At 41.8% G+C, this 25,501-nt stretch carries 21 protein-coding genes; 2 read left to right on the top strand and 19 right to left on the bottom strand.

What is annotated here, in order from left to right:
• Positions 1–270: 270 nt before the first annotated feature.
• Positions 271–1,323 (top strand): Hint domain-containing protein, encoded by a 1,053-nt coding sequence (locus Q0590_RS27185; RefSeq protein ID WP_302040794.1) that lies wholly within the window; start codon positions 271–273, stop codon positions 1,321–1,323.
• A gap of 238 nt (positions 1,324–1,561) precedes the next feature.
• Here Q0590_RS27185 and Q0590_RS27180 read toward each other — a convergent pair whose 3' ends face one another.
• The 5 genes from Q0590_RS27180 to Q0590_RS27160 form a co-directional block, all read right to left on the bottom strand.
• Positions 1,562–1,780: a hypothetical protein gene (locus Q0590_RS27180; RefSeq protein WP_302040793.1), complete on the bottom strand. Its 219-nt coding sequence runs from the start codon at positions 1,778–1,780 to the stop codon at positions 1,562–1,564.
• 206 nt (positions 1,781–1,986) lie between these two features.
• The gene (locus tag Q0590_RS27175; protein WP_302040792.1) at positions 1,987–2,850 is read right to left on the bottom strand and encodes a GNAT family N-acetyltransferase; all 864 of its coding nucleotides are present in this window, start codon (positions 2,848–2,850) and stop codon (positions 1,987–1,989) included.
• A gap of 184 nt (positions 2,851–3,034) precedes the next feature.
• A complete protein-coding gene (locus Q0590_RS27170; protein ID WP_302040791.1) occupies positions 3,035–3,919 on the bottom strand; it encodes an MBL fold metallo-hydrolase in 885 nt (294 codons plus the stop codon).
• A gap of 93 nt (positions 3,920–4,012) precedes the next feature.
• Positions 4,013–6,577, bottom strand: coding sequence for a Kelch repeat-containing protein (locus tag Q0590_RS27165; protein WP_302040790.1), 2,565 nt, complete (start codon positions 6,575–6,577; stop codon positions 4,013–4,015).
• Between the two features lie 481 nt (positions 6,578–7,058).
• Positions 7,059–7,406 (bottom strand): hypothetical protein, encoded by a 348-nt coding sequence (locus tag Q0590_RS27160; RefSeq protein WP_302040789.1) that lies wholly within the window; start codon positions 7,404–7,406, stop codon positions 7,059–7,061.
• A gap of 566 nt (positions 7,407–7,972) precedes the next feature.
• On the opposite strand from Q0590_RS27160, the gene Q0590_RS27155 reads away from it, so the two are divergent.
• Positions 7,973–8,908, top strand: a complete 936-nt coding sequence (locus Q0590_RS27155; RefSeq protein ID WP_302040788.1) for an NAD-dependent epimerase/dehydratase family protein — start codon at positions 7,973–7,975, stop codon at positions 8,906–8,908.
• Between the two features lie 18 nt (positions 8,909–8,926).
• Here the strand turns inward: Q0590_RS27155 and Q0590_RS27150 are convergent, their stop codons facing one another.
• The 14 genes from Q0590_RS27150 to Q0590_RS27085 all read right to left on the bottom strand — a co-directional run bounded on the left by Q0590_RS27150 (position 8,927) and on the right by Q0590_RS27085 (position 25,420).
• Complete coding sequence (locus tag Q0590_RS27150; RefSeq protein ID WP_302040787.1) at positions 8,927–10,453, bottom strand: calcineurin-like phosphoesterase family protein; 1,527 nt, start codon at positions 10,451–10,453, stop codon at positions 8,927–8,929.
• A 196-nt stretch (positions 10,454–10,649) separates the two neighbouring features.
• Positions 10,650–11,090 (bottom strand): DinB family protein, encoded by a 441-nt coding sequence (locus Q0590_RS27145; protein ID WP_302040786.1) that lies wholly within the window; start codon positions 11,088–11,090, stop codon positions 10,650–10,652.
• 46 nt (positions 11,091–11,136) lie between these two features.
• The gene (locus Q0590_RS27140; RefSeq protein WP_302040785.1) at positions 11,137–11,751 is read right to left on the bottom strand and encodes a hypothetical protein; all 615 of its coding nucleotides are present in this window, start codon (positions 11,749–11,751) and stop codon (positions 11,137–11,139) included.
• Between the two features lie 114 nt (positions 11,752–11,865).
• Positions 11,866–12,534: a protein phosphatase 2C domain-containing protein gene (locus Q0590_RS27135; RefSeq protein WP_302040784.1), complete on the bottom strand. Its 669-nt coding sequence runs from the start codon at positions 12,532–12,534 to the stop codon at positions 11,866–11,868.
• Positions 12,535–12,560: 26 nt separating this feature from the next.
• Entirely contained in the window at positions 12,561–13,604 is a 1,044-nt protein-coding gene (gene hemE, locus Q0590_RS27130) for a uroporphyrinogen decarboxylase (RefSeq protein ID WP_302040783.1), read from the bottom strand.
• Positions 13,605–13,748: 144 nt separating this feature from the next.
• Entirely contained in the window at positions 13,749–15,086 is a 1,338-nt protein-coding gene (locus tag Q0590_RS27125) for a Gfo/Idh/MocA family protein (protein WP_302040782.1), read from the bottom strand.
• Between the two features lie 42 nt (positions 15,087–15,128).
• Entirely contained in the window at positions 15,129–16,166 is a 1,038-nt protein-coding gene (locus tag Q0590_RS27120; RefSeq protein WP_302040781.1) for a formylglycine-generating enzyme family protein, read from the bottom strand.
• 278 nt (positions 16,167–16,444) lie between these two features.
• Positions 16,445–17,557 (bottom strand): GDP-mannose 4,6-dehydratase, encoded by a 1,113-nt coding sequence (gene gmd, locus Q0590_RS27115; protein ID WP_302040780.1) that lies wholly within the window; start codon positions 17,555–17,557, stop codon positions 16,445–16,447.
• An 80-nt stretch (positions 17,558–17,637) separates the two neighbouring features.
• On the bottom strand, positions 17,638–18,177 hold the full coding sequence (locus Q0590_RS27110; RefSeq protein WP_302040779.1) for an SPOR domain-containing protein: 540 nt from the start codon (positions 18,175–18,177) through the stop codon (positions 17,638–17,640).
• Between the two features lie 206 nt (positions 18,178–18,383).
• A complete protein-coding gene (gene secA, locus Q0590_RS27105) occupies positions 18,384–21,761 on the bottom strand; it encodes a preprotein translocase subunit SecA (protein ID WP_302040778.1) in 3,378 nt (1,125 codons plus the stop codon).
• 205 nt (positions 21,762–21,966) lie between these two features.
• Positions 21,967–22,620 (bottom strand): porin family protein, encoded by a 654-nt coding sequence (locus Q0590_RS27100; protein WP_302040777.1) that lies wholly within the window; start codon positions 22,618–22,620, stop codon positions 21,967–21,969.
• A gap of 122 nt (positions 22,621–22,742) precedes the next feature.
• Positions 22,743–23,387, bottom strand: a complete 645-nt coding sequence (locus Q0590_RS27095) for a porin family protein (RefSeq protein WP_302040776.1) — start codon at positions 23,385–23,387, stop codon at positions 22,743–22,745.
• Between the two features lie 242 nt (positions 23,388–23,629).
• Positions 23,630–24,544, bottom strand: a complete 915-nt coding sequence (locus Q0590_RS27090; RefSeq protein ID WP_302040775.1) for a VOC family protein — start codon at positions 24,542–24,544, stop codon at positions 23,630–23,632.
• A gap of 6 nt (positions 24,545–24,550) precedes the next feature.
• Positions 24,551–25,420: an SDR family oxidoreductase gene (locus tag Q0590_RS27085; protein WP_302040774.1), complete on the bottom strand. Its 870-nt coding sequence runs from the start codon at positions 25,418–25,420 to the stop codon at positions 24,551–24,553.
• Positions 25,421–25,501 lie beyond the last annotated feature (81 nt).

Genomic DNA, 25,501 nt, shown 5'->3' with positions numbered 1-25,501 from the left:
AGGTTAGTGATTTGGGTTAAGGTATAGTTATTGAAAGATGGGATACGGAATATTCAGGTATTAATACTAAAATAAAATTTCATTAAATAAAAATATATATCTATATAATTTTACAATATTGTATTATTTCAAAATTTAATTTACTGTTTCTTATAATTTCAATTATTTTCATCTTAGTTGTTTTGATGCTATTTCTTTTTTGATTTTCTTAGTTCCATCGTTACCTACACGCTAGCATTTATACCCTAATCCTTACTTAAACCTATTTCCATGAAAACAAATCCAAAGATCTCCTTTACCAAATTTTCATCTGTATACAAGCCTAGCCAGCGTATGTTCATTTATATAGGTATGCTGGTTATTCTATTTTCTGGCGCAGCGCCATCCTTATATGGCCAGGCAGCAAGCGAAGCAGAACGAGGCATAACCCTGGAGGAATATGGAAAAGTAAAGACCTTCACATTTAAAAATCTGGATGAAGACACGTATGTAAAATTTGAAAACAACTATATTCTGGACCGTTACCAGATGAAGCCGCCCTATGTGTTTAAATACAGCGATGGAATTGAACGCCGCTTTTATCTGTATAAACTGATGGATAATAAAACCAAAAAAGAGCTGGGCATGGTGGCTGTATATTATTTGCCGGCTACCAAAAAAGCGATTAACCTATGTATTCCTAATGCCACAGCAGCAAAAGAAGTATGGGCCCGGTATATTGACGATCTGAAAGAACTGGGAGCCAATGAAAGTGGGTTACTATCTACCTATTCTTATGTGCTTTCTAAAGAAATGAGTGCTTTGTCGGGCGGAGGTGCTGCACAGGCTGTGAGCACTACCAGTACAGATTATGATGTTTGCTTTCCTGCAAATGCCCTGGTTATGTTACCCGATGGCCAGGAAAAACCTATTTACTCAATACAAGCAGGCGACCAGATTGCAGCGTTTGATCAGGCTTCTGGTAAACTCATGGCTACAACGGTTACGGAGGTAGAAAGCCATGAAGACCATATGTATGCGCTTACATCGGTAGAGTTATTTAAAGAAGAATTAACGGCTTCTATATTTATGGGCAGCCTGGCTGTGAATTATACAGTAGAGGCAACCGCCAACCATCCGGTAATGACAGATAAAGGCAGAAAAACCATGAGCCAGTTAACCACCGGCGATAACCTGTATGTCTATGACAGCATTCATGGCACTGTTACTTTATTAAAAGTAGCTAAAGTAACTCACAACATCCGGAAAGCCCCAAAAGTATACAACCTGGTGACAACGAAGAAAAATTATCTGGTAAACCGGACAGTAGTACTAGATAAATAAAGAAATCAGCTATTAGCTTGTTCGATTTACAAAGCTGATGCTATACACGTTTCGTAACTTATACACCGAGCATTATGCAATTTATTTCCGGCAGGCATCCATTAGGGGTGCCTGCCTTTGTATGTAGATGCTGCTTAACTACCTACACCAGTCTACTTTCTACAGGTATACCTGGCAAGCCATCTTTACCTGTAATGTATGGCGTATATCAAGTAATTATATAGAATGGAGGGGAAAGCTACAACTTAGTTGGGCTACCGGCGACCCGGTCAGTGTCGCATCTTTTGCGGCGGGTACTTTCAGATAAAAGCAGGTTTAATATAGTAAAAACAGAAATGCCGAATAGCATCAATACAATGATAGTCGTATTTTGTTCCTGGGTAAACATCAGCAGCAAACTTGTCAGGCAAATGAACCCGGCAAGAATGCCTGCAAATAAGGCTATTCGGCTTTTCATAGGGAGTAAGGTAGGTAATAGGGTTAGGTATGTAGCCAATATACTATATTTTATAAAATAAGTCCAGCAACTGGCTATAGTTTTTGTATTAACGAGGCCAAGATCTTATCAGTATTTTTTCTGAGCCCATCGTCTGACCTACTATTTGAGTAAGCCACTTGTCCAAAAGGTAATTTACGAACAATCAGATAGTTGCATTTATAATCCTATCCCAATTCTGGCCCGGCAATAGCATAGGACATACCTGGATTGCCTGCATTTTTCAAGGTTCCCAGATGCATGCGGATAAAAGGCCGTTGTGTAGTAAATCCTGCTGTTTTAAGTTCATCCAGCCATTGATGGGCCTGCGCAGGTACATCAACTATAAAAGGTTTAGCAGGATTGGAACTCATAGCCGTTAACAGCAAATGGCGGGCATCTGTATAATTTTCAGCGACGATCGGGCCAATGTGTTCAAAATTACTTCCCGGCCTGCCAAAACAATAGCCGGTTATTCTTCCGTTTCTTTCTGTATAACAGGCGTACTGAGGAGCTATATTTAGTAAATACTGCAACACTCTTGCCCGGTTTGCCCCAAAAACAGCCAGGTCTATTTTCAAAATTTGCTCAATTATATCTCTATCTATTGCGGGGCATTTGCTGGTTAGCTCTGGTAAAAAAGCTGTTTGTTTCCGTTCTAGCCGTAAAAGATGCCGTTCTACCTCAAACCCCAGGGTGCAGTACAGTTTCTCTCCCTGAGGAGTTGCATCTAACCGGATAGTTCCCTTTGATCTGGCGTAGTGTATGGCCCGCTGGAGCAAGGCAGTTCCAATGCCCAGGCCCCGATAGGCAGGATCTACCAGTACCATTCCAATCCAACTGAATGCATGCGGATACGTAAGTGTGGTAACAGTACCTACTTCTTTTTCATTGTAGAGGGCAACAAAACAACCTTCTGCGTTTGTTGAGAGAAGAAATTCCCAGTCAGATTCTACCTGGTTCCAGTTTCCCATCGTTTTTAGTTTCATAGCAAACGGAATGTCAGACAGTTGCATCGGACGCAGGTGTAAATGGCTAGGCAGGATAGGCATAGGCAATTAGTGTCGAACAGGAATTTTTTCTGCCACAACCAGTCAATCAATCTTTTCACCACTCGGTATGGCAAATTAGTAAGCCGGGGATGTAACTGTTTATATAGAATAGAGAATATGGCTTTTGGCTCCGGTATGGTTGAATATTTTTGTTTTACCTGTTCGGGGAAAGATAAGCTGGCAATTACTCTACCTCTTTAATGAAACGCAGATACCGTTCGGCTGAACGATGCAAGGCAGATGCAGCATCTGTACCAATTGTGCTTCTTCCCCACCAGGCACCATAGATTCGGTCGTACGCATAGGGTTTAACAGCGGCAACAATAGCTTGTACTTTGCCCGCAGACAAAGGAATCAGGTTAGGATAGCTATACATAAAGCTTACATGCTTGCGGTCGGATACTACCTGAATAATATCTCCTGTCAGCAAAGAACCTTTGCCTGCTGCACCCTGTGGCCAATGCAGCACTGTACCTCCATCAAAATGGCCTCCACAGCGGATTAAGGTAAGGTCTTTTAACAGGGGCATGGTTTCCCCTTCCCAAAAATGAATCCGCTCATCCGGTCGCATAACATGAGCCCGGTCCGCCTGGTGGAGATAAATAGGTACATGGCCAAAAGCATAACTCCACTCCACCATGGTTGTATAATAATGCGGATGTGAAATAGCAATAGCTGACAGGCCACCCAAACCCTGAATAAAATCTATTGTTGCTTCATCCAGCAGGCTGATACAATCCCACAACACATTTCCGGCAGAAGTACAGACCAGCAACGCCCGTTGCCCAATACCAAATTCAGGCACTGTGCCAATTCCATAGAGCCCTTGTTCCTTTTTGAGAAAGCAATTTTTATGGCTATGCTTCAACTTCTCAAGGCTTGTCCATTGCTGGCCACCCGGAGGAATATATTGCCGCTCATCGGAACAAATGGAACAGGTATCCGGAGGTCGCACAGAGGAAGCATATTGTGTTCCGCAGGCTACACAAATGAAATTGGTTGATGACATATCTCTGGTCGTTACTCTTGCTTTCTCATTTGCCGTAAATAACTCATGTCTGTTTGCCAAACATTTACATCCTTAGAGATTCACCCGGTCTGTAAAACTCTCTTCTGGCAACCAGAACTGTTATATTTCCGGCTCTTTACACTGCAAAGTTATTTACTGCTTTACTACTTTCACTAACTGAAACGAGCCTTCTGTTTGCAGTTTAAGCAGATATACTCCGGCTGGCAAGCGGCTCATGTCTACTTCTATTGTTGACTCATCCAGAATCTTAAAAGGTACTTGTATGGAAACTACCCGCATGGCATTGCTTACACTCAGTGTTTTTACGGAAGATGACTGTACTCCTTCTATTTGTACCTGTAGGCGTCCGCCAGTAGGGTTCGGATAAAGACGTACGCCGAAAGTATCCGACGTTTGCATTTCTGCTGTAGCTGGGCTTGCCTCCATGGCCGATATAGCTGTTTGGCTGCTAGCACTTTGTGGTATACCTTTATAGGTAGTATTGGTACGCGACCCACCAGTGTAGTAAATGTTGCCATGCAAAACACCTGCAACCCCAGAATGCCTGTCTGCCGGAAGAGGAGTCAGATTTTGCCAGGTATTGGTAGCGGGAGTGTAGGCTGAAACAATATTTGTTTTGGTACCATGCATCGTTTCGCCGCCCAATACAAAAATACGATTGCTATGTATCACAACCGACGATGAAATATGGCCGCGGCCATAGGTTCCGGGCACAGGCATATCCGCTACTTTTGTCCAGACATTGGTTGCCGGGTCGTAGCGGTGTACATCTTTTTGGGTAGTTAACTTTCCATCGTGTGCATGCTGCCCGCCTATATAATATATTTTTCCTTCGTAGACGACAGATCCTGCATGCTGCCGCGGATTAGGTAGTTCAGCGAGTGTTTTCCATCCGGCAGCCAAATTACCTAAATCCAGTACGTAATGTGTACCCAGATCCATGGTACGGCTGGTGTTGGTACCCCCTATATGATGCAATCTGCCATTCAGGTATTCCAGTTGTCCGGCAGAGATAGCCACCGGCAAGTCAGGAAGCTTTGTATACGTATTAGAGGCTACATTGTATTTCCACACCTGGTTTGTACCGAAAATTTGCCCATTCCCGGTAGTATTCGATGTATAGCCCCCTGCAAAATAAATATCAGTAGCATCGGTTGTAACGCCTGCATGGGTTACCCCGCCATACGTTTTGCCATCCGTTCCTATGCCATTGGGAGTGTAAGGTAAATTTGCTATGCTCGTCCATCGGTTGGCTACCGGATCGTATACATACGACCGGCTGGTAGGCGTGAAACTAGTTTTTGTATAATCAAACCCACCAAAGGAATACAATTTACCATTTACTACTTCTCCCTGGGCTTCGCTTACTACAAAGGGCTGGGCAGCAACAGTACTCCAGCTGATTGAGGTAAAGGCAGAGGCAACCGTGCCCGAACGCACATTAATTACTACTTGTGCAGTAGTTGTTTGCTGGTTGGCTTTGGCTTCAACCGTTACCACATACCTGGATTGTGTATGGTAATTCAACCGTTTCGCTAAGGTGATGTTTCCGGATACACTATTTATTGCAAAAGCCCCATTGGTGTTTCCTGACTTAATAACATGTGTAACGGCATCTCCATTTGGATCACTTGCTTTAACAGTACCAACAGATGCGCCCGGAGCCAGGTTATCGGCTACAGTAAAGGTAAAAGAACTGGCTGCGAATTTCGGCGGAAGATCAGTACTTGTACTGGCTGGAGTTATGCTGAAGTTGTCGAAACTATAAATTAATGCTGAGCTGTTATTGCGGTGTGTAGCAAAAACACCTCCGTAGGCAGTTGTACCGGTCAGGCCCATATTTGAAAGAGACAGGCTTTTTGGCGTGTATGCTTCTCCTACATTACTATAGGTAGTGCCGTTGGTAGAATAATATCCTTCAATTGTATTGGTAGCCGGATCTACTACCAGCCTCAAACGAAGCGTTTGTGCACTGATATTGCTTAGGGTACTTGTCTGACGAACATCCGGATTAGTGGTGGCGGTAGAGCTGCTACTTACATCATTTATTTCCCGCCGCATTTCTATTTTACTGTTAACAATTACCAGTTTTACATAAGTTTTATCGGAAAGGCCAACCCATAAGCCGGCTTGTTGATGGGCAGTTCCTGTATTGGGATTAACCAGGGTAGTTTCCATGGTAAATTTCTGTGAAGTAGGAAATTTTACCCCAAGGGCATTCATCTGATTGTTCTGCGTAAGGTGGGCTATTCCACTTGTGGTGGTAATCCGCAAATATCCGCTCTGAAATGAAATATTGGAAGCTTTCAATCCTGGTACAGGGTTGGTGCTCGTAGCAGGAATGGAAGAGGGTGCTTGAACCATCCGGAAACCAGTATTGGCAAGCCCTCCTTCAGCACCACTAAAATTCAGATTAAAAGGCAAACTGACTTGTACCTGCTCGCATGGCAAATTGCTAATGGGACTACAGGGGCTTGTTTGCCAGTGGGTTGTGTACGTTTTGTTAGCAGAACTGCTATCAGTGGCCATGCCTGGTTGGCCTACCATTACCCACAACAAGACGGCAAACGTACAGGGGTAAAACATGTTTGACCAATGGCCTTTATGGCCCGAAATTATAGTCCGGTGGGTTGGATAAGGCAATCCTGGTCTGTTGAAAGACATATCCTGGTTAAAAAAAGGTAAAAGTTTTAGCATAGGTATCGGGAGTTAAAAAATAATTAGCCATACGAGTATGAAAGGCAACCTCAGTAAACAAGTTAGCAGCTAAAAGCCAGAAGTAAAATATTTTCCGAGGAAAAGAGTAAAACGAACAGGTTATGGGTTTATGGTTCTTACCTCCTTTCCCGTTTTATCAGAATGTACACCTAACTATTCTGAGTTATGGTTGCTCATTCCTGGCCTTGCTAGCAGCTTATACTGACTCTAAAAACATCTGGTTACATGGCTTACATAAGACTGTTTAGGTAAGAGTTGTGTATTTCAAGAGTCAGGAAGAATTACTAAAATTTTACTCTGGCAGCAACAGGCAGTGTACTAAAAATTTATCCAGCCGATAATTATTTTCGGCAGTTACTAGTTTGGATATATACTATCCATCAATCAAGATCTGTGCCTTGCTGATACGGTTTTATTAAGAAAATTTAATTTGCCTACGTCTAGCAACATTGCCTAGTTATCAGTGCTTTTCGAAACGGTCGCCTTCTAAAATCATATAGATCGTGCCACTACTGTCGGTGGTTGGTAGTTGGTCTATGGAGAATTTTTTCCGGGCTAAGGTAGAATGCTCCTCTGTACTTGTAAAAACAATGCGGTTATTTGTAATGGTTACATACCCCTCGCAAACCAGGCCTATGCCCCATTTTTTGCTTTGGCAAACCCCATACCCATTGCCATAAATCTGTAAAGCATATTTGGAAGAGCTCCAGTCGCCACGGAAAATCAGGTCTTCCTCAGCTAAAGGCCGTTGGCAAGAATATATACCAAAAAATAAAACAAGACTTACAAGTGAAAGTAGGGTTTTCATATGGCTAACTGGATAAGAGTGAACATATATATTATTATTTGTATTACCGCTTCCTAAAACCTGATTTGACGGCCTTGCGCCTATGCTAGCACAGAAGAATGGTTAGTTAGGTAGCTTACCCATCCTCTAAGCTTTCACAATATTAGTGCGTATGATGGCTGCTTGTTACTCGACATAAGTAGCTCAACAAGGCAATAACCGTATAGTATTGAGCAAACAGTGTACAGTAGGCTGTCTATCAGAGGTATATACGGAAAATCTATATCCTAATTTAGTGAATTCGAGGATTTTTTCTTCTCAAATCCGGATTTGCGTATTCTTTTGAAGAAATTCTCTTTTCGACCTTCTTATTGTCCTTCCAATCAATTTTGAACAAGGTGTTTTCTATAAGGTAGGTAACCTGTATACTGGAACATAAATACAGCATTGCATTTTGATGCTTTCATGGATTTATGTACATTCATTTGCCTATACAATTTCTTCTGTATCAGGGCAGCGTTTTAACATTTATTAAGGCAGCCTAACAAACAGGATTTCTACTATAACCCATTAATCGTATTTGTACTATGCAAACCATTCTAGGTGCCGGCGGCTCAATTGGAATTGAGCTTGCCAGGGAACTCTCCCAGTACACCAGCCAAATCCGGCTGGTTAGCCGGAAACCGGAGAGAGTAAATGCTACAGATGAACTCTTCCGGGCCGACCTAACCGACCAGCTCATGGTAGATAAAGCCATTGCCGGTTCAGAAATAGTATATGTTACGGTAGGATTTAAATACGACATAAACGTTTGGCGGGAAAATTGGCCTGCTTTTATGACAAATGTGATCGAATCCTGCAAGAAACACCGGGCCAAGCTTGTATTCTTCGATAATGTATATATGTACGACCGCAAACACCTCTACCATATGACGGAAGATACACCTATCCGGCCCACCAGCAAAAAAGGAAGAATACGGGCAGAAATTGCGTCTATGTTGCTAGATGAGGTAGAAAGAGGCCGGCTTACTGCCCTAATTGCCCGTTCAGCAGATTTCCTGGGACCTACCAATAGTATTATTGTAGAAACGGTATATAAAAATCTGGCAAAAGGAAAGAAAGCTGACTGGTTTGCCAGCACTTCCAAACTTCACTCTTACACCTTTACTCCGGATGCAGCAAAAGCTACTGCTTTGCTGGGTAACACGCCTGAGGCTTATAATCAGGTATGGCACCTGCCTACGGCTGCCCCCTTAACTGGTAAACAATGGGTTGCCTTGTTTGCCAAGGAGATGGGCGTAAAACCAGATGTCCGGGCTGTACCTCTCTGGCTAATCCGAGTTATGGGAATATTTGTGCCTTTAATGAAAGAACTCTATGAAATGGGCTATCAATATGACCGGGATTATGTATTTAAAAGTACCAAATTTGAAAAACGTTTTGGCATCAAACCCACCAGTCCGGAAGAAGCGGTTAAAATGGTGATACAACAGTTGAAAGGTGTTAAAGAAGTGCCTGCCTAAGGCACTTCCTGCCAGCTGTTATACTTTTTTGTTTTCAAATGTCTCGGCATATACCTTGCCAAAACGGTCGGTCACTTCAATGGTTACCTGTTTGGCTTGTGAAGATATAGGTGCAAAAAACAGGTGATCGGTTAACTCCGGATCTACCCAGGCGCGGCGTTCGGGCTTGTCTTTTCCGGAATGTAGTTCTACAGACAAAGGATCATAAGCCGTTTCCTGGCGCATGGCTCCTTTCCGGATACCATCTTCCAGCCATACAATTTTCCAGGCATCATCGGCATTCCAAACATTTACAGCCAATTCATTAGGCTTATCAGGATTGGCACCTGGTAAATAATGCCTGAACTGGTGATTTCTGTCTTTTCCGGTGGATTTATAATACCACTGTACATCGCTGCCTTTTACCTCATATACGCCATAACCATTGGGGGTACCATCGTAGCAAATAGGCCCACTCCACCAGGCACCACATACCGTACCATGCACGTGTTCCATAATGTTTCCCTGCTGTATCTTCTCATTGAAGTGGGTATGGCCTGACATAATATGGGCTTTATACGGTTCCAGCAACCGGTACAACTCTTGCCGGTTAGATACGGTTCCTCCCATAGAGGGAGCCATATTCTGCCGTTTTCCAGCATTCGTGTAGGCAGGAATATGCAAACTAACAATTACGGTTTTTCCTTTTTCTACCAAAGCCAGGTCCTGCTCCAGCCAGCGTAGTTGCTCTTCTGTGAGATAGCCAATATATTGCTTGGCATTTCCTATAAAAAATACATCTTCCAGCACAATGTAGTGTACTTCTCCCCTGTTAAAGGAATAATACGTAGGACCAAATAGCTTCTTAAATGTGCCAGCAGAAAGTGTATCAGACCGTACACCTTTCGTATCCATATCATGATTTCCTAACACCTGAAAAAAGGGTATGCCCATTCCCTGCACGGCTTTCTGATAATCAGTAAATAGCTCAAATTCGTCAAATACCAAATCGCCGCAGCCAATACCGAATACCTGGCTGTTGCTATATGCCTTTACCAGGGCAGCTACATCTGGTGTAGTTTCATTCAAGAGTAAATCTGCTTCATACCGGTTTTGAATCTGCGGATCAGCCAGCAATAGCATTATGTGATTAGTATCGTTTGTAGCTGAAGGCGCCAGAGAGAAATTAGCGGTAAACTCTCCTTTCGCCGATGGTTTTATGGGTTGATAGAAATTAGCAATGCCATTGCGTTGCACCGGAATGGTATGGCCCGAAGGAACAGAAATGTACACAAACTCCTGCGCTGTGGTGCTTGACAGCTCATACACCCCACTGGCATCGGTACTTGCAACCGTATAGCCATCAGTTACAGCTACGCCTTTCAGCCCTTTTCCATTGGCACTCACTTTTCCTCTGATGCGTACCGGAGCTATTTTTAATGGTGCATCTGTAGATAAAACAGAGGAATTCCCATAGAAAGGCAGCAGCAAACCTGAACCCAGCAGCCCCATGCTTTTTAAGAATTCTCTTCTGGGTAAGAAGGGAAGTTGTTTAGGTGGTTTCATTGTACAGAGGTATGTTTAGGTATAAAGCAAAAGTGTATATCGGGCAGCAAATTACTTTGGGTATGTTACCAGAGTATGAAGCCGCAATTAAGAAACATGTAGATTGAAGTTTTTTCTTCACCCCTCGGCCTTATCAGGCTTTTACAAAGTTTTTAGAATTGGGCAAATCCTAACATATACCACCTATTATCCCCACTTACACGCCTCTTTTTAGGGTTAAGGTGATCTGTCCGGCATGATGCGAATTATGAAACAGAACATGTGAAAAAAGCCGCGCCCGGGATACTGTTCCAAAAAATGGAGTTTCTACTGTTTCCAGCCAGGCTGAGTCCGGTGTATTTTCAACATACTTCCTAAACATAGCAAACCCTTGTTCTACCAACTGCCTACTTTCTTCTACGTTTTGCCCTTGCCCGGTATCTGGTTTGCCCATGGTCGTGCTTTGTACATCTGTTGGTATACCAAAGAATAATCCAAACATATTCATCGTCTCACCAACATGCCGGTAAATAAAGCCTGCCGATGCGGTTTGCCCGTTTAACCGCAGATGCGCATTATCTTGAGTAATAGTATCAAAAGCTCCTGAACACGTATATCTATTCTGTGTTAACATGTCGAGTAATACTTCTTTTTGCATATGTCTTTCTGCTTAAGATTCAAGGCAATTATTATTACTTTATAGTTTAATGCATCCAAGTCGGTGCTCCTGCTACGATTCTCCATTTGTGATTCTGCTTGGACAAGATGATAGATCTTCCATAGGCGCTTAAATCAACTGGCAGATAATCATATTGAACATAGACGAAAGCACTATCATATGAAAATATGGGAACAGAAAATATATAACAGGCATCCACTTTTTTTCCATTTTGTTTCCTTGCAGCTTCTATAGAGAAAATATCAGCATCTGCAATGGCACCCTTCAGCAAGGAGATTGCTTTTGGCTTTAATAATTGCTCTTTTATATGAAGTGTATCGAGATGGGTTAAATAGTACTGTTCAGATTCTTGAAAATTGCGTGCGATCATTATCTCATTCATATAGTGTATCCCATGCTTTCTATATGGAGGCGGGGGTAATTCCATTTCTTCAGCATCTAATTGTACTGGTAGATAGATGAATGGCATAATTTCCTCTGCAATGGGAATAGCCAAATCCAATGAATCCTGTAGAATTACCGCTTCTATAATAGTACTTATATTATTGATATCACCTGCATTACTTTGTCTCTCTGTTTTTATCTGCTGCTCACAAGAAAGGGAGAGTAAAAATAGGAAGAGGTAAAATATTGCCCTCATCTTCTTTATAGTTTGTTTGTGTGCTGTTGTTTTAACTTTTTATGACCCTTACTATACCCACATCGTCCGTTGGCCTTAATCCGCATTGATGCTCCAAAAACAGGTATTTTTTAGTTAACATGCTTTCAAACTCTTTATCTTCTTTGTCAACCAATAAATAATTAATTGTAAATAATTAATTGGATCTTTTTGCACATTATACTTCTTTTTATCATATGCAGAAAAAGTAAAAATTCCATCTGTGCAAATACTTATATCTTCAATTTTATCTATATGAAGTATTTGTTTTTGTTTGCTGTACCACATTTCAAACTCCTCTGCTAAATGATACCCTAGATAATCCGGTTTATTATCTTGTTCAAATTCATAAAGTTGCCCATTAATACAAACCAGGCCGTCTCCAATTGTTAGTATTTTTCCTGTATTATTCTCAACGTCCATAATTGCTATTAGCAGCGTAGTCAATAATTCATCATCTTTTAATAGCAGCTTATTTTTGAGGTCTTTCAGCTCGGCCATCAGTTTACCAAGTATATATTTCAGATCAATATCAACCGATGTATTATGGCTCTTGTCATAAAAAGATTGATAACTCTTCTCAATAGCTATTTTTCTCAGCAGTTTTCCAACAAGAGTTGCAGCAAAATAACTGTCTCCACCCATCGTACAACCATCCATTACTGCACAAAGAATTTTTCCTTGCCCAATAGTTTCTACTATTGCATAATCTTCACAATGGTTTATATGATGTTCACCAATTCTGAGTAATTGGTAGATGTTCATTCGAATAATAGCTAACTTAAATAATTTTACCCCAAACTTACCGGATGCTGGAAATTCTTAACCGTTTCTATAAAACACTTTACCTTTTCGGGGTCAGTATCCGGGTATACACCGTGGCCAAGGTTGGCAATATGGCGGTAGGGCCCAAACTCCAGCAACATTTTTTTGGTTTCGTCTTCTATTTGCTTGTTGGATGCATACAATACACAGGGATCTAAATTTCCTTGCAGGGTTTTATCCAGTCCCACTAACGTTCTGGATTCTTGTATTTCCATGTTCCAGTCCAGGCCAATGGTTTCGCATTTGAGCAGGTGCATTTCTGCTCTGGCAAAGAAAGCACCTTTGGCAAATACCGTAACAGGAACTTCGGTAATGGCTTCACAAATCTGGGCTATATAAGGCAAGGAAAATGTACGGTACTGGTCAGGCGAAAGAATGCCTGCCCAGGAATCAAATATCTGTACCATATCGGCTCCAGCCTTTATCTGTGCTTTCAGATAATTGGTTGTAGTATCGGTAATTTTCTGCAATAACTGATGCGACAACTCCGGATCGGTATAGAGCATTTTTTTGGCTTTGGAAAAAGTTTTAGAACCTCCGCCTTCAAGCATGTATGAAAAAATGGTCCAGGGTGCACCTGCAAATCCGATGAGCGGAACCCGGCCATTGAGTTCTTTCTTTACTAAGCGGATGGCTTCCAACACATACCCTAAGTCGGTTTCCGGATCTGCAATTTTTAGGGCATTTACGTCCGCTTTTGTTTGAATGGTTTTTGGAAAGTGGGGACCACGTTTCTCCTGCATTTCATAGGGTAAACCCATTGCTTCTGGAACTACCAGGATATCTGAGAAAATGATAGCGGCATCTACACCTAAAATATCTACAGGTTGAATGGTTACTTCGGCTGCTAGTTCAGGGGTGGTAGCTAGCTCAATAAATCCACTGAGTTTTTCCCGGACAGCCCGGTACTGGGGCAGAATCCGGCCGGCTTGCCGCATCAGCCATACTGGGGTACGTTCTGTTTTTTCTCCTCTGGCGGCTCTGAGAATTAAATCATTTTTTAAAGGCATGTCACAAAGGTATAGGAAAGAGAGAAGTTTATAAATGGTTTGTTTTTGAGAATACCACCTTATATACGTGTATTTTCTGTGATGAAGCTAAACAAAAAGCCAGACGATACATGTCTGGCTTTTAAACGATAGCAAGTCTGTTAGTTATACTTTGAACTTTCCGGGAGTAGGAATAGCATAGAATCCATTTTCGTCGGGTTTCACCGGTGCAGGTGCATCCCAGGCAAAGGTCTGAGGCATCAGGTTTATTTCTGAATTCATAGCCTCTTCCCACTTAATTACTTGTCCGGAGTAGGTTGCCATCCGCCCCATTATGGCAGTCATGGTGCTTTTGGCTCCATATTCTGCATCGTTAATGGGTTTTTTATTGCGGATAGACGCAAATAACTCATCATGCTCTACCTGGTAGGGATTTGGATCATTATCTGCCCGGTGACGCCATATAGAATTTCCTTTTAAGTCGGTAATAATAGCTTTTCCTCCATCTGCCAAGTTTATACGGCCTTTGGTTCCTTGAAAATCTTCTGCTACTTTACGCATACACCCTTCCTGATGGCGGCACTGGCTGGCTATTACGGTCCCATCTGCATATGTGAACTCAACAAAGTGGTGGTCGAAAATTTCGCCGTATTCTTTGCCGGTACGCACTTGTCTGCCACCCATTCCCTGGGCACTTACCGGATAGCCATCTTTCAGCCAGTTGGCTACGTCTATGTTGTGGATGTGTTGTTCCAATATATGATCTCCGCAAAGCCATGTAAAATAATACCAGTTACGCATCTGGTATTCCATTTCTGTCTGGTTAGGCTGCCGTTGTTTTACCCATACACCTGCATCATTCCAATAAACCTGTCCGGATATAATTTCACCAATAGCATTCTCTTCTTTCATGCGGCGCATAGCATCCCGGTAATGTAATTGATACCGGCGCTGCAATCCCACAACTACACTCAGATTCTTTTTCTTAGCTTCTTCTGCCGCTGCGAGCACTCTGCGTACACCAGGCACATCGGTAGCTACTGGTTTCTCCATAAACACGTGCTTACCAGCTTTCACCGCTTCTTCAAAATGTATAGGACGGAAACCGGGAGGAGTTGCCAGGATTACTACATCTGCCAGAGCAATAGCTTTTTTATACCCATCAAAGCCAACAAATTTATTGCTTTCAGGCACATTCACTTTTTCTTTGCCTGGAAACTTCTGAGAAAGGTTGTTGAAACTTTCATCCAGCCGGTCACGGAAAGCATCGGCCATGGCTACTAGTTTTACTTTACCTTGTGTACTTAGGGCCTGTGCTGCTGCTCCAGTTCCTCGTCCACCACAACCAACTACCGCTACCTTTATCGTATCGTCTCCGGCTACATAGGCGCTGGCTTCTACTGGTAACTGGCTAAGCAGGGTACCTCCGGCTAACAAAGCTGTACTTTTTACAAAATCGCGGCGGGAGAAACCGCTTTTATTTTTTTCGTTATCGGTATGCATGCTGTTATAGAGATTAGGTTTAAAATGCAGTGAGATATTTATTTATAAGTCTTTGATGGGTAATCCTTTGAAGTACTGCTCTATTTGTTCTTTAGTAGGTTCTTTTAATGGTCTTACAACCCGGAACCCAAGAAAGGAAGCATCGGTGAGCCACCAGTTACTTTTTGGAATCTGAGGATCACGTTCCTTCAGTTTAGCTGTAGAGGCACGGCGGACTGCACTACGTAGCCTGTCGGGGTCGTCGTCCCAGGAGCCACCGCGTATACTGTGCGGGTAAAGCCCTGCAGGTTTAACCCATGGATTAGATGCAGTGGCACCAACCTTAACATAAGCATCTGTTTCATAGCCATCCATTGTCCATTCAGCTACGTTTCCATACATATCGTGTAAGCCCCAGGGATTAGGCTTTTTCGTACCTACTTTTTTATAAGCTCCATCACTGTTGTCATAATACCAGGCATACTCTCCCAACTGCCCGGCATCATTTCCAAAATGGTATACTGTGCTGGTACCAGCCCGGCAAGCATACTCCCACTCGGCCTCTGTGGGTAACCGATAGAAATGACCTGTTTTGGCAGTTAAGTACTTACAATACATTAATGCAGCGTAGTGAGTGACATTAATAACCGGAAAGCCATCTTTGCCCATACCAAAACTCATTTCTACATACGGAGGTGTTGGCCGGGCAACCGCATCTACCTTCGGATTTTTCAACGCAGCAGGTTCTGTCAGTTGAGCTTCAATATTTTTATTGGAGAACAGTTCGTATTCGTTCCAGGTAACTTCGCATTTGCCCATCCAGAAAGGATCTAGTTTTACCTGATGCTGAGGCACTTCGTCTTTTTTCCGGTGCAAGTCGCTAGATGGACTCCCCATGGTAAACTCGCCTCCGGGAATCCCAATCATATCAAATGAGATCTGAGTGCCAGGAATAGTTTGCGTATATGTTTTTGGAATTTCGTTTTGAGTGTTAGATGTGGTTTTAACCGGCGCTTGCGCAAACAAACTTATCTGTAGGCTTACAAATGAAATACACAAAATCTGAGAAAAAATGCGGCTATAAGACTCTCCTTTAAACATTGAGATAACAAGTGAATAGGAAACGAACGTAAAAAATTGCTTTTAAAGTTACTATATTTATATAATTTATGAAAACAAATATTAGATAAGTAATAAAAAATGCGGGGAAACCGCTTGTATTCCAGCTAAATACTTATGAAAAATTTTCCTACTATCTACAATAATAAAATTTTTACAATCCAACTCTGCCTAGTAAACATTGAACTCACCAGCGGTTAAATAAAAAAGGCTGCACTTTTACATGCAGCCTTTTTATAGAATAATTTTAGCTTATAGGCTTATTCATGGAAGTTCAATACCCGGTGGCCTTTTTCTCTCAGCATCTGATCCTTCTTAAAGAGTTCCACATCCGCCTTCATCATATCTTTCACTAGGGCTGGCAGATCATACTCCAATTCCCATCCTAATTGCTGCTTTGCTTTGGTCGGATCACCCAAAAGTAGATCTACTTCAGTCGGGCGGAAATAATTTTTGTCTACGGCTACTACTTCCTTACCAATCGGTATTTGATATTCAGGATTGTTGCAAGCTACCACATAGGCTTTTTCGTCTTCACCTGTTCCTTTAAACTCCAGTTCAACACCTACTTCATCAAAAGACATCCGTACAAAATCACGTACCCGGGTGGTAATACCTGTAGCAATTACATAATCTTCTGGTGTGTCCTGCTGTAGAATTAACCACATAGCTTTTACATAATCTTTAGCATGTCCCCAGTCGCGCTGTGCATCCAGATTACCTAGATACAGTTTTTCTTGTAAGCCTAATGCGATTCTGGCAGTGGCACGGGTAATTTTCCTGGTTACGAAAGTTTCCCCACGAAGTGGCGATTCGTGATTAAAAAGAATTCCATTTACCGCAAACATATTGTAGGCTTCTCTGTAGTTTACTGTTATCCAGTATCCATACAGTTTTGCTACTGCGTAAGGTGAACGCGGATAGAAAGGGGTAGTTTCAGATTGAGGCACAGCCTGCACTAACCCATACAGTTCAGAAGTAGATGCTTGATAGATTTTGGTCTTTTTAGTTAGTCCCAATAAACGCACAGCTTCCAGTATACGTAACGTACCAATACCGTCTACATTAGCTGTATATTCGGGAGAATCGAAACTAACTTTTACGTGTGACATAGCTCCCAAATTGTAAATTTCATCTGGTTGCACTTCCTGAATAATACGGATAATATTTGCAGAATCGCTCAGATCGCCATAGTGGAGTTTGAAACGAATATTTTCTTCATGGGGATCTTCATACAGGTGGTCTATTCGTTCAGTATTGAATAATGAGCTTCTTCTCTTTATGCCATGTACCTCATAACCTTTATTCAATAGTAACTCGGCAAGATATGCACCATCTTGTCCGGTAATACCTGTAATTAGTGCCTTTTTCATGTAATGTTAGTTGATTGATAGAATTAATTGTAAATTATTTACGAATGTAATATTTATTCCGCAAACTTAAAAAAAGTAAATTATCTTATTTCTACTCTGTCTTGCACAACCATTGCATTGGGGAAGTCCGTCAACAGTCCGGCATATACCCGCTGGGCATCCAGCCGGTCTACAAAATCGCCTACTTTAACACGGAAGGTAGGCTGGTTGTATACGATGTGTGGAGTAATTTCAGGAAAGAGAGCATAAGACCGGTTTCGGGCATTATTGGCTTCATCGCGGCTATTACCTGAATATATCTGAATACGGTAGCCCTGTGCATACCGTACACTTTTATTGGTTACCGCTATCTGTTCCATAGCTGCATCTACTTTAGCTGTTACATCATTTGCCGGCTTACTAGTAGATTGTGAGGCAGTAGGCGTATTCGTTGAAGATTTATTTTCTTCATCCTCGACCTTGTAGGTGGGCCGGAAATCGGCTAGATTTTCTGTATACTGTGCATCTTTTTTACCCTTACCTTTGGTAGCAATACCCTTGGGTGTACATGCATTTTGTAATATCCATATTGTCGCAAATAGTAGGATACAGGTAATTTTTTTTAATTGTTTAAAATCCATACGTTGAGTAAGATGTATTAAAATGGTGAACGGGCTTATAGGGGTTATGTGCAGAAAGTATAAAAAATTAAAGATTCTGAGGAATGTAATGCTATCTAAAATACTACCAATACCTTAAATTAATTATATTTTTTTGTTAGATTTTTATAATTGTCAATATACAGTATAAGGCCTCATAAAAATATTTTATGAGGCCTTATATTTGGTTAATCTTCAATTAAAACGCATCTATTATTCCGTAGATCTTCTTCTACTTTTTTAAACTTCACATCCTTCTTTATACTTCCATCCCGGTATTGGACACTTACCAGATCGTTGCGGTTAGCCACTTTGGTAGAACGGATTGGGGCTACCTTTTCTACTGGTGGAGGTGGCGCAGCCGGCATAGCATTTTCTGACGGAGGGCTTTGCGCAGTGTCCAACGACGAATGCACTTCCTCTTTGGTTACTTGTAGCTTTTGTTGCTGCACTTGCCTCTGGCGTCTGGCTTCTCTTACTTCTTCACTATCCTGCACCGGAATATCTGCTTTTAGAAGAAATGAAATAGTATCTCCATTTACTTTAGCAACAAACTTTTTGAACAATTCAACGGATTCAAATTTGTATACCAGCAAAGGATCTTTCTGCTCAAACACAGCATTCTGAACAGATTGTTTAAGATCATCCATATCCCGCAGGTGTTCTTTCCATTCCTGATCTATAATAGCCAGGGTAATGCTTTTTTCCATGGCTTTTACCAGTTCCTTACCATGTGTTTCTACTACTTTTTTCAGGCTGGCTACTACACTAATCTGGCGTATCCCATCTGTAAAAGGCACCACTACTTCCTCTATTCCCGGGCGGTTCTGATACACATCGTTTAGTACCGGAAATGCTTTATCGGCAATTTGTTGATTCTTCTTGTAATAATGCTTTTCAGCCTGGTTATATAGTTTACTTGTCAGTTGGCTTATGTTCAAGCGGTTAAACTCTTCTTCAGTAATAGCTGGCTCAAAACCCAACGTACCGATAACGGTCAGTTTAAAACCATCCGGATTGCCCTGGGTATTGCTTATAATATCTTCACAGGTATCATATAAGGTATTTAAAATGTCTAGCTGCAATCTTTCACCAAAGAGGGCATTTCTACGGCGCTTATAAATAGCTTCCCGCTGATAGTTCATTACATCATCGTATTCGAGTAAGCGCTTCCGGATACCGAAGTTATTCTCCTCTACTTTCTTTTGCGCCCGCTCAATCGATTTTGTGATCATAGAGTGCTGAATTACTTCGCCTTCTTCCAATCCCATCCGGTCCATCAGGCGTCCAATACGGTCTGAGCCGAAGAGGCGCATTAAGTTATCGTCCAAGGAAACAAAGAATTGAGAGGAACCAGGATCTCCCTGACGGCCGGAACGGCCTCTCAACTGGCGGTCTACACGGCGAGATTCGTGGCGCTCTGTACCAATTATAGCCAAACCGCCTGAGTTACGTGACTCTGGGGTTAGTTTAATATCTGTACCGCGGCCTGCCATATTCGTAGCAATGGTTACGGTAGAAGGTTTGCCAGCCTCGGCTACGATTTCTGCTTCTTTCTGGTGGTATTTTGCATTCAATACCTGGTGTTTAATCTTACGCAAGGTAAGCATCCGGCTAAGCAATTCTGAAATTTCTACAGAAGTAGTACCCACCAGAACCGGACGGCCTTTGTCTGTTAGCTCTACAATCTCTTCTACTACAGCATTAAATTTCTCACGCACGCTGCGATATACTTTGTCTTCACGGTCGGCCCGCACAATTTTGCGGTTGGTCGGAATTACTACTACATCCAGTTTATAGATTTCCCATAATTCGCCTGCTTCTGTTTCTGCCGTACCAGTCATCCCGGCAAGTTTATGGTACATCCGGAAGTAGTTCTGTAAGGTAACAGTAGCATACGTCTGGGTAGCTTCTTCTACTTTTACATTTTCTTTGGCTTCTATCGCCTGGTGCAAGCCGTCTGAATAGCGGCGGCCTTCCATTACACGGCCTGTCTGCTCATCTACAATTTTTACTTTACCTTCTACAATAATATATTCTACATCTTTTTCAAATAACGTGTAGGCTTTCAATAACTGGTTAATTGTATGGATACGTTGTGTTTTTACAGAATAGTCAGAAATTAATGTTTCTTTTTTCTGTAATTTTTCACTTTCTGATAATGTAGTATCATTTTCCAGCTTAGCTATCTCTGTACCAATATCGGGTAAAATAAAGAAGGAAGGATCTTCCCCTGCACCAGTAATGTAATCTATCCCTTTTTCAGTAAGTTCAATGCTATTGTGTTTTTCGTCTATGGTAAACAGCAAAGGGGCGTCTGCTTCGGGCATTAGCTTGGCATTCTCCTGCAAATAATTATTTTCTGTTTTTTGCAAGAGTACCTTCATTCCGGTTTCACCTAAATATTTAATCAGTGGCTTATTTTTAGGTAAACCCCGGTATGCTCTGAATAAGGATAGGCCTCCCTCCTTTTCGTCACCGGCCACTATTTTCTTTTTGGCATCTATCAAGAAATCTGATACAATTTTTTTCTGACCTTCTACCAAGCGTGCTACCCGTGGTTTTAATTCATGAAATTCATGCTCATCGCCCCGGGGCACTGGTCCAGAGATAATTAACGGGGTACGGGCATCATCTACTAACACAGAGTCTACCTCATCCACCATAGCATAGTGATGTTTGCGCTGCACCAATTCCTCAGGATTACGCGCCATGTTGTCGCGTAGGTAATCAAACCCAAACTCATTGTTGGTACCGTAGGTAATATCTGCCATGTAGGCATTTTTGCGGGCTGCAGAATTAGGCTGATGCTTGTCTATACAATCCACATTCAGGCCGTGGAACTCAAATAAAGGCCCCATCCACTCAGAGTCACGTTTAGCCAGGTAGTCGTTTACAGTTACAATATGTACGCCCCGGCCAGCCAGCGCATTCAGAAAGGCAGGTAAGGTAGCCACTAATGTTTTACCTTCTCCGGTAGCCATCTCCGCAATTTTTCCCTGATGCAGCACTACTCCGCCAATGATTTGTACATCGTAATGAAGCATGTCCCATACAACTTCGCTACCGGCGGCTAACCAGCGGTTGAGCCAGGTAGCTTTGTTATCTTCAATTACTATATTTGTTTTAGTAGCAGCTAACTTTTTATCGTGCAGGGTGGCAGTTACTTCCAGCTTGCCATTTTCTTTAAAACGGCGGGCAGTTTCTTTTATAATGGCAAACGCTTTGGGTAGTGCTTCCAGCAATACCACTTCTAATTGCTTATCCCGTTCTTCTTCCAGTTTATCTATCTGGCCGAATATGGTTTCTTTCTCATTAATATCCAGATCTGGGTTTTCTTCTATACGCTTGTGCAGACCCGATAGCTGATCGTCTATATTCTGAAGTTTTTGCTGAATATATAGTCTTACTTCAGTTGTCTTTCCGCGTAGTTCGTCATCTGAAATAGACTGCAAGGTTACGTACTCGCTGTTTACCTTTCCTACATAAGGAGTAAGCTCCCGCAAATCCCGCTCTGACTTTGTACCGAAAATTTTAGTTATTCCTTTGGTGATTATATCTAACATGTGCGTATTTATCTAAATCCAACGAAAAGCTACGATGTTTATAAACGTATAGCTTTTCAATAGGCTTACAAATTTAAGCTTTTTTTTATAATGTCAGAATGGGCAGTAAAGTTTAACACAGATCCAAAAAATTATGTGCAGATCTATATAAAAACAACAAAGCCCCATTTAGTAAGGGGCTTTGTTGTTTTTGGCAAATTCTTTCCTACCGTCCGCCAAAGGGAATGGCATATCCTAACATAAGGGCAATTACCCGGTTTTTAGATTTATTTTGTGAATCAGGAGCTCCACTGATGTTATTAAAATCTGTAAGGCCAATGCCATAGCGGGCTTCCAGGGTAAGGTCGCCAGGGCCGGCAGCAATACCTGCGCCTATACCAAACTGAATTCCTATATCCAGGCGATTGACATTATCTGGATCAACATACATAATATCACTTGTAGATGCATCATTACCAAATTTAATCCGCATGTCCTGGTTATCTGCTCTTGATCTTCCTCCAAGGGCATAGCCAAACGAAGGACCACCGTTTACGAATGCTTTGAAGGCATCTTCGCCAAAATTTACTTTCAATAATAAGGGCACTTCCAGATAATTATAGTTAATACGGGGATTAGTAAAAGTTGTGTAACTATCTGCTTTAAAGCCTTTTTGAGTATATAGTAACTCTGGTTGGATGGCCACAAAATTGTCGGCAGTAATAGGAAAACTTACCCCTAAACCACCTACAAATCCGGTATTCGATTTCTGATTAGGGAGATCCTGATCAAAATTTACATTGGAAGAAGTAATACCACCTTTGGGTATTAAATATACTTGTGCTTGGGCAGTCCATCCAAGTAGAAAGATTGCTGCCAAAAGTAAAAAACATTTTTTCATAGCTGATTTTATTGATTGGGTAAAAATTACGTGTAAGCAAGTTTACAGAATGAGATTTTTTATTCTTCAAACCGAAACATACTTCCTTTGGTTAAAAAAATTTATCTGGTTCCTAAGGGGATAGCATATCCTAAGGTTAATGCATATACCCGGTTCTGTGCTTCTGTATCTGTTCCGGCTACTGGCTGATCTAACAGGTTAGACAGACCCAAGCCATACCGAAGATCCAGTAGAATATCCCCAGGGCCTGCTTTAAAACCAATACCTCCACCAAACTGAAGGCCAAAGTCGATGCGGTTGTTGAAGGTAACATCGGCTTCATCGCCAAACTTAACATCTACTACAGCTCCATTCTGGTTAGTGCGTCCAAATAAAGCATAGGCAATAGAAGGGCCGCCATTTACATACAACCGGAAAGATTCTCCCCCAAAGTTGATTTTAGCCAATACAGGTAATTCTGCATAATTGATGTATGTGTTACCTACCCTGGTGGAAGTGCCTGTAGTGGAAAAAGTGGCTCCTTTCTGTATATACAATAACTCTGGCTGAATGACAAAAAAGTTATCAGCTGTTACAGGAATACTCAAGCCTAAGCCTGCTACATATCCGGTTCTGCCAGATACGCCAGATTCCGTTGTATTTAAGTTAGAAAATACCAAACCGCCTTTGGGTATAAGAAAACTTTGGGCTTGTACCGAAAAGCCTGCGGTTATAAGAAAGGCTAGTACCAATACGATTTTTTTCATAGCTGTTATTTAATATGTTAATGGTTAGTTTATATTCAATCAGACCCAAACGTAAAATAAAAGAGAAGGTTCCAGTAATATTTCTACTTTTATTGGTTTAGCTGTTGTTTACTATACTTATACGACCAGTCTCTCAAAAGGATTTACTAGCATTTTTTAACAACAAAGCCAGCAATTTGCTGGCTTTGTTGGGTAGAGGTAAGTAAATAAACCCGAGCTACTGCTCCAAAGGCTGATTTCTTTCAACTTGCTAAAGTAATTAACACCCCATTTCCTATTGGGTCATTCACTAACAGACCTTCGGAAGTTTCTATAAGAGCAATTTGTGAATGGGTTAGGCGTTCTACTAGCTTTTTTCTGTCTTCAATGATTGTAAGGTTAACTGTGAAATACCGCATACCCAGAGCCGGAGACGGGGCGGGCCTGGCATTTTCTCCTTTCCAGGTGTTAAAGGCAATCATATGTACATTAAATCCGGGAAGTGTTGTATCGGCCATTTTATACTTGGGCATCATACTCTGTTTCTGAAAGCCAAGCACATCCCTATAAAATGCCATAGCCGTGTGCAGGTTATTTACATACAAATGCACATGCCCGGTAATAGTATCAGCAGGCATAGGTTGATGAATATCATCTGCTGGGCTTAGTTGCCTGAATAATGCTTCTACATCCAGGGCAATACTCATATGCCGTTCTTTCCCTTGATTGTCCCGCACAGATAGGCCATTTTCCAAGACTTCCCAGGTTCCCTCCTCTGGTGTATCTGCCAGCAGTTCTATGGTATTCCCTTCCGGATCTTCCAGATAGGTAGTCTGCGAGATGGTATGATCCGTTGGGGAGTTAGGGTACCGGTAAGAAAACAATCTGGCTATGGCCCTGGCTAGTTCCTTCCGGTTGGGCAATAATAAGGCCTGATGATACAAACCTGTTGCCTGCTCATAACGCGTGGCGGTTTTATCCTCGGTAAACCGTATTAAATCGGCTTTGCCTGCCCCTAGCCCAGCTTCATTGCTTGTTTTCCAATGAAGTTGTAATCCAAGTATTTGGGTATAAAAAGTAATCTGTTTTTCCAGATCAGCCACTGTATAATGCACATAGCCAAGCCTGGTGCCCGGCGATAGCAGGCCAGTTGATGTATTTGGATGTATAATTGACATACCCTATTAGTTGTTTACATTACTTTTTACATAGGCTGCAATGGTATCTTTTAAATCTACTGGCTTTCTTCCCAGCAAGTTTTCAAGGGCAGGATCCGTATAGTCAATCATTCCCTGACTAATCATTTTAGACACAGAAGCAATCATGCCTACTACTCCTTCAGGTAATCCGGTGCTTTTTAAGCCTTCTTTCAATTGTTCATATGAAATATCCGTATAGCTAATTTGTTTGCCGGATGCTTCGCTTAGCATTTGAGCTATCTGCGGAAAAGAATAAGCATTGGCAGATGTTATTTCATAGATCTTATTCTGGTGAAGCTCTGCGTGTAAAGCTACATTGGCCAGTGCTTCTGCTATATCGCGTCTGGATGCCAGGTTAATCTTAGCATTGTTTGCATGGTAATACATATGGCCAGTTTTTAAAGCATCGCCTACCAACATAGGTAACAGATCGTCGTAATAGGTGTTCCTGAATAGAGTATAGGCAATACCGGAAGCCATAATCTCTTTTTCTGTTTCCGTATGATCCAGAAAAATACCTGGTGTATTGTCGGAGGCTTTCAGGAAACTGGTATAGATAATATGTTTTATACCTTTTTCTTTTGCTGCACCCACCACATTTTTGTGTTGATGCACCCGGTTAACTACTGTTCCGGATGAAATAAATACCATAACCTCTATTCCTTCGAATGCTTGGAGCAACGAACTATAGTCCATATAATCGCTAATCCGTAGCTCTACGTCTTTTTGTTGCAAAGTTTCTCCTTTTACTGCCCCTCTTACCAGAGCAGTTACGTTGGCTTGTACGTTTTTTTGCCGGATAAATTCAATAGTGGCACTCCCTAGTTTTCCATTGGCGCCGGTGACAAGTATCATATGATAGGTTTGAGGGTAAAAAAAGTATGGATTATGTAAAATTAGTGCTTGTACGATTTTATTCAATATTGGAAAAAATAG

The sequence above is a fragment of the Rhodocytophaga aerolata genome, assembly GCF_030503435.1.
In the GTDB taxonomy this organism is placed as follows: Bacteria; Bacteroidota; Bacteroidia; order Cytophagales; family 172606-1; genus Rhodocytophaga; species Rhodocytophaga aerolata.
This window is presented reverse-complemented; position numbering and strand designations above follow the sequence as displayed.

What these genes read in the sequence shown, in the direction of transcription:
- Q0590_RS27185 (WP_302040794.1), top strand. Translation starts at nt 271, where the DNA reads ATGAAAACAAATCCAAAGATCTCCTTTACCAAATTTTCATCTGTATAC.
- Q0590_RS27180 (WP_302040793.1), bottom strand. Translation starts at nt 1,780, where the DNA reads ATGAAAAGCCGAATAGCCTTATTTGCAGGCATTCTTGCCGGGTTCATT.
- Q0590_RS27175 (WP_302040792.1), bottom strand. Translation starts at nt 2,850, where the DNA reads ATGCCTATCCTGCCTAGCCATTTACACCTGCGTCCGATGCAACTGTCT.
- Q0590_RS27165 (WP_302040790.1), bottom strand. Translation starts at nt 6,577, where the DNA reads ATGCTAAAACTTTTACCTTTTTTTAACCAGGATATGTCTTTCAACAGA.
- Q0590_RS27160 (WP_302040789.1), bottom strand. Translation starts at nt 7,406, where the DNA reads ATGAAAACCCTACTTTCACTTGTAAGTCTTGTTTTATTTTTTGGTATA.
- Q0590_RS27155 (WP_302040788.1), top strand. Translation starts at nt 7,973, where the DNA reads ATGCAAACCATTCTAGGTGCCGGCGGCTCAATTGGAATTGAGCTTGCC.
- Q0590_RS27150 (WP_302040787.1), bottom strand. Translation starts at nt 10,453, where the DNA reads ATGAAACCACCTAAACAACTTCCCTTCTTACCCAGAAGAGAATTCTTA.
- Q0590_RS27145 (WP_302040786.1), bottom strand. Translation starts at nt 11,090, where the DNA reads ATGCAAAAAGAAGTATTACTCGACATGTTAACACAGAATAGATATACG.
- Q0590_RS27140 (WP_302040785.1), bottom strand. Translation starts at nt 11,751, where the DNA reads ATGAGGGCAATATTTTACCTCTTCCTATTTTTACTCTCCCTTTCTTGT.
- Q0590_RS27135 (WP_302040784.1), bottom strand. Translation starts at nt 12,534, where the DNA reads ATGAACATCTACCAATTACTCAGAATTGGTGAACATCATATAAACCAT.
- hemE (WP_302040783.1), bottom strand. Translation starts at nt 13,604, where the DNA reads ATGCCTTTAAAAAATGATTTAATTCTCAGAGCCGCCAGAGGAGAAAAA.
- Q0590_RS27125 (WP_302040782.1), bottom strand. Translation starts at nt 15,086, where the DNA reads ATGCATACCGATAACGAAAAAAATAAAAGCGGTTTCTCCCGCCGCGAT.
- Q0590_RS27120 (WP_302040781.1), bottom strand. Translation starts at nt 16,166, where the DNA reads ATGTTTAAAGGAGAGTCTTATAGCCGCATTTTTTCTCAGATTTTGTGT.
- gmd (WP_302040780.1), bottom strand. Translation starts at nt 17,557, where the DNA reads ATGAAAAAGGCACTAATTACAGGTATTACCGGACAAGATGGTGCATAT.
- Q0590_RS27110 (WP_302040779.1), bottom strand. Translation starts at nt 18,177, where the DNA reads ATGGATTTTAAACAATTAAAAAAAATTACCTGTATCCTACTATTTGCG.
- secA (WP_302040778.1), bottom strand. Translation starts at nt 21,761, where the DNA reads ATGTTAGATATAATCACCAAAGGAATAACTAAAATTTTCGGTACAAAG.
- Q0590_RS27095 (WP_302040776.1), bottom strand. Translation starts at nt 23,387, where the DNA reads ATGAAAAAAATCGTATTGGTACTAGCCTTTCTTATAACCGCAGGCTTT.
- Q0590_RS27090 (WP_302040775.1), bottom strand. Translation starts at nt 24,544, where the DNA reads ATGTCAATTATACATCCAAATACATCAACTGGCCTGCTATCGCCGGGC.
- Q0590_RS27085 (WP_302040774.1), bottom strand. Translation starts at nt 25,420, where the DNA reads ATGATACTTGTCACCGGCGCCAATGGAAAACTAGGGAGTGCCACTATT.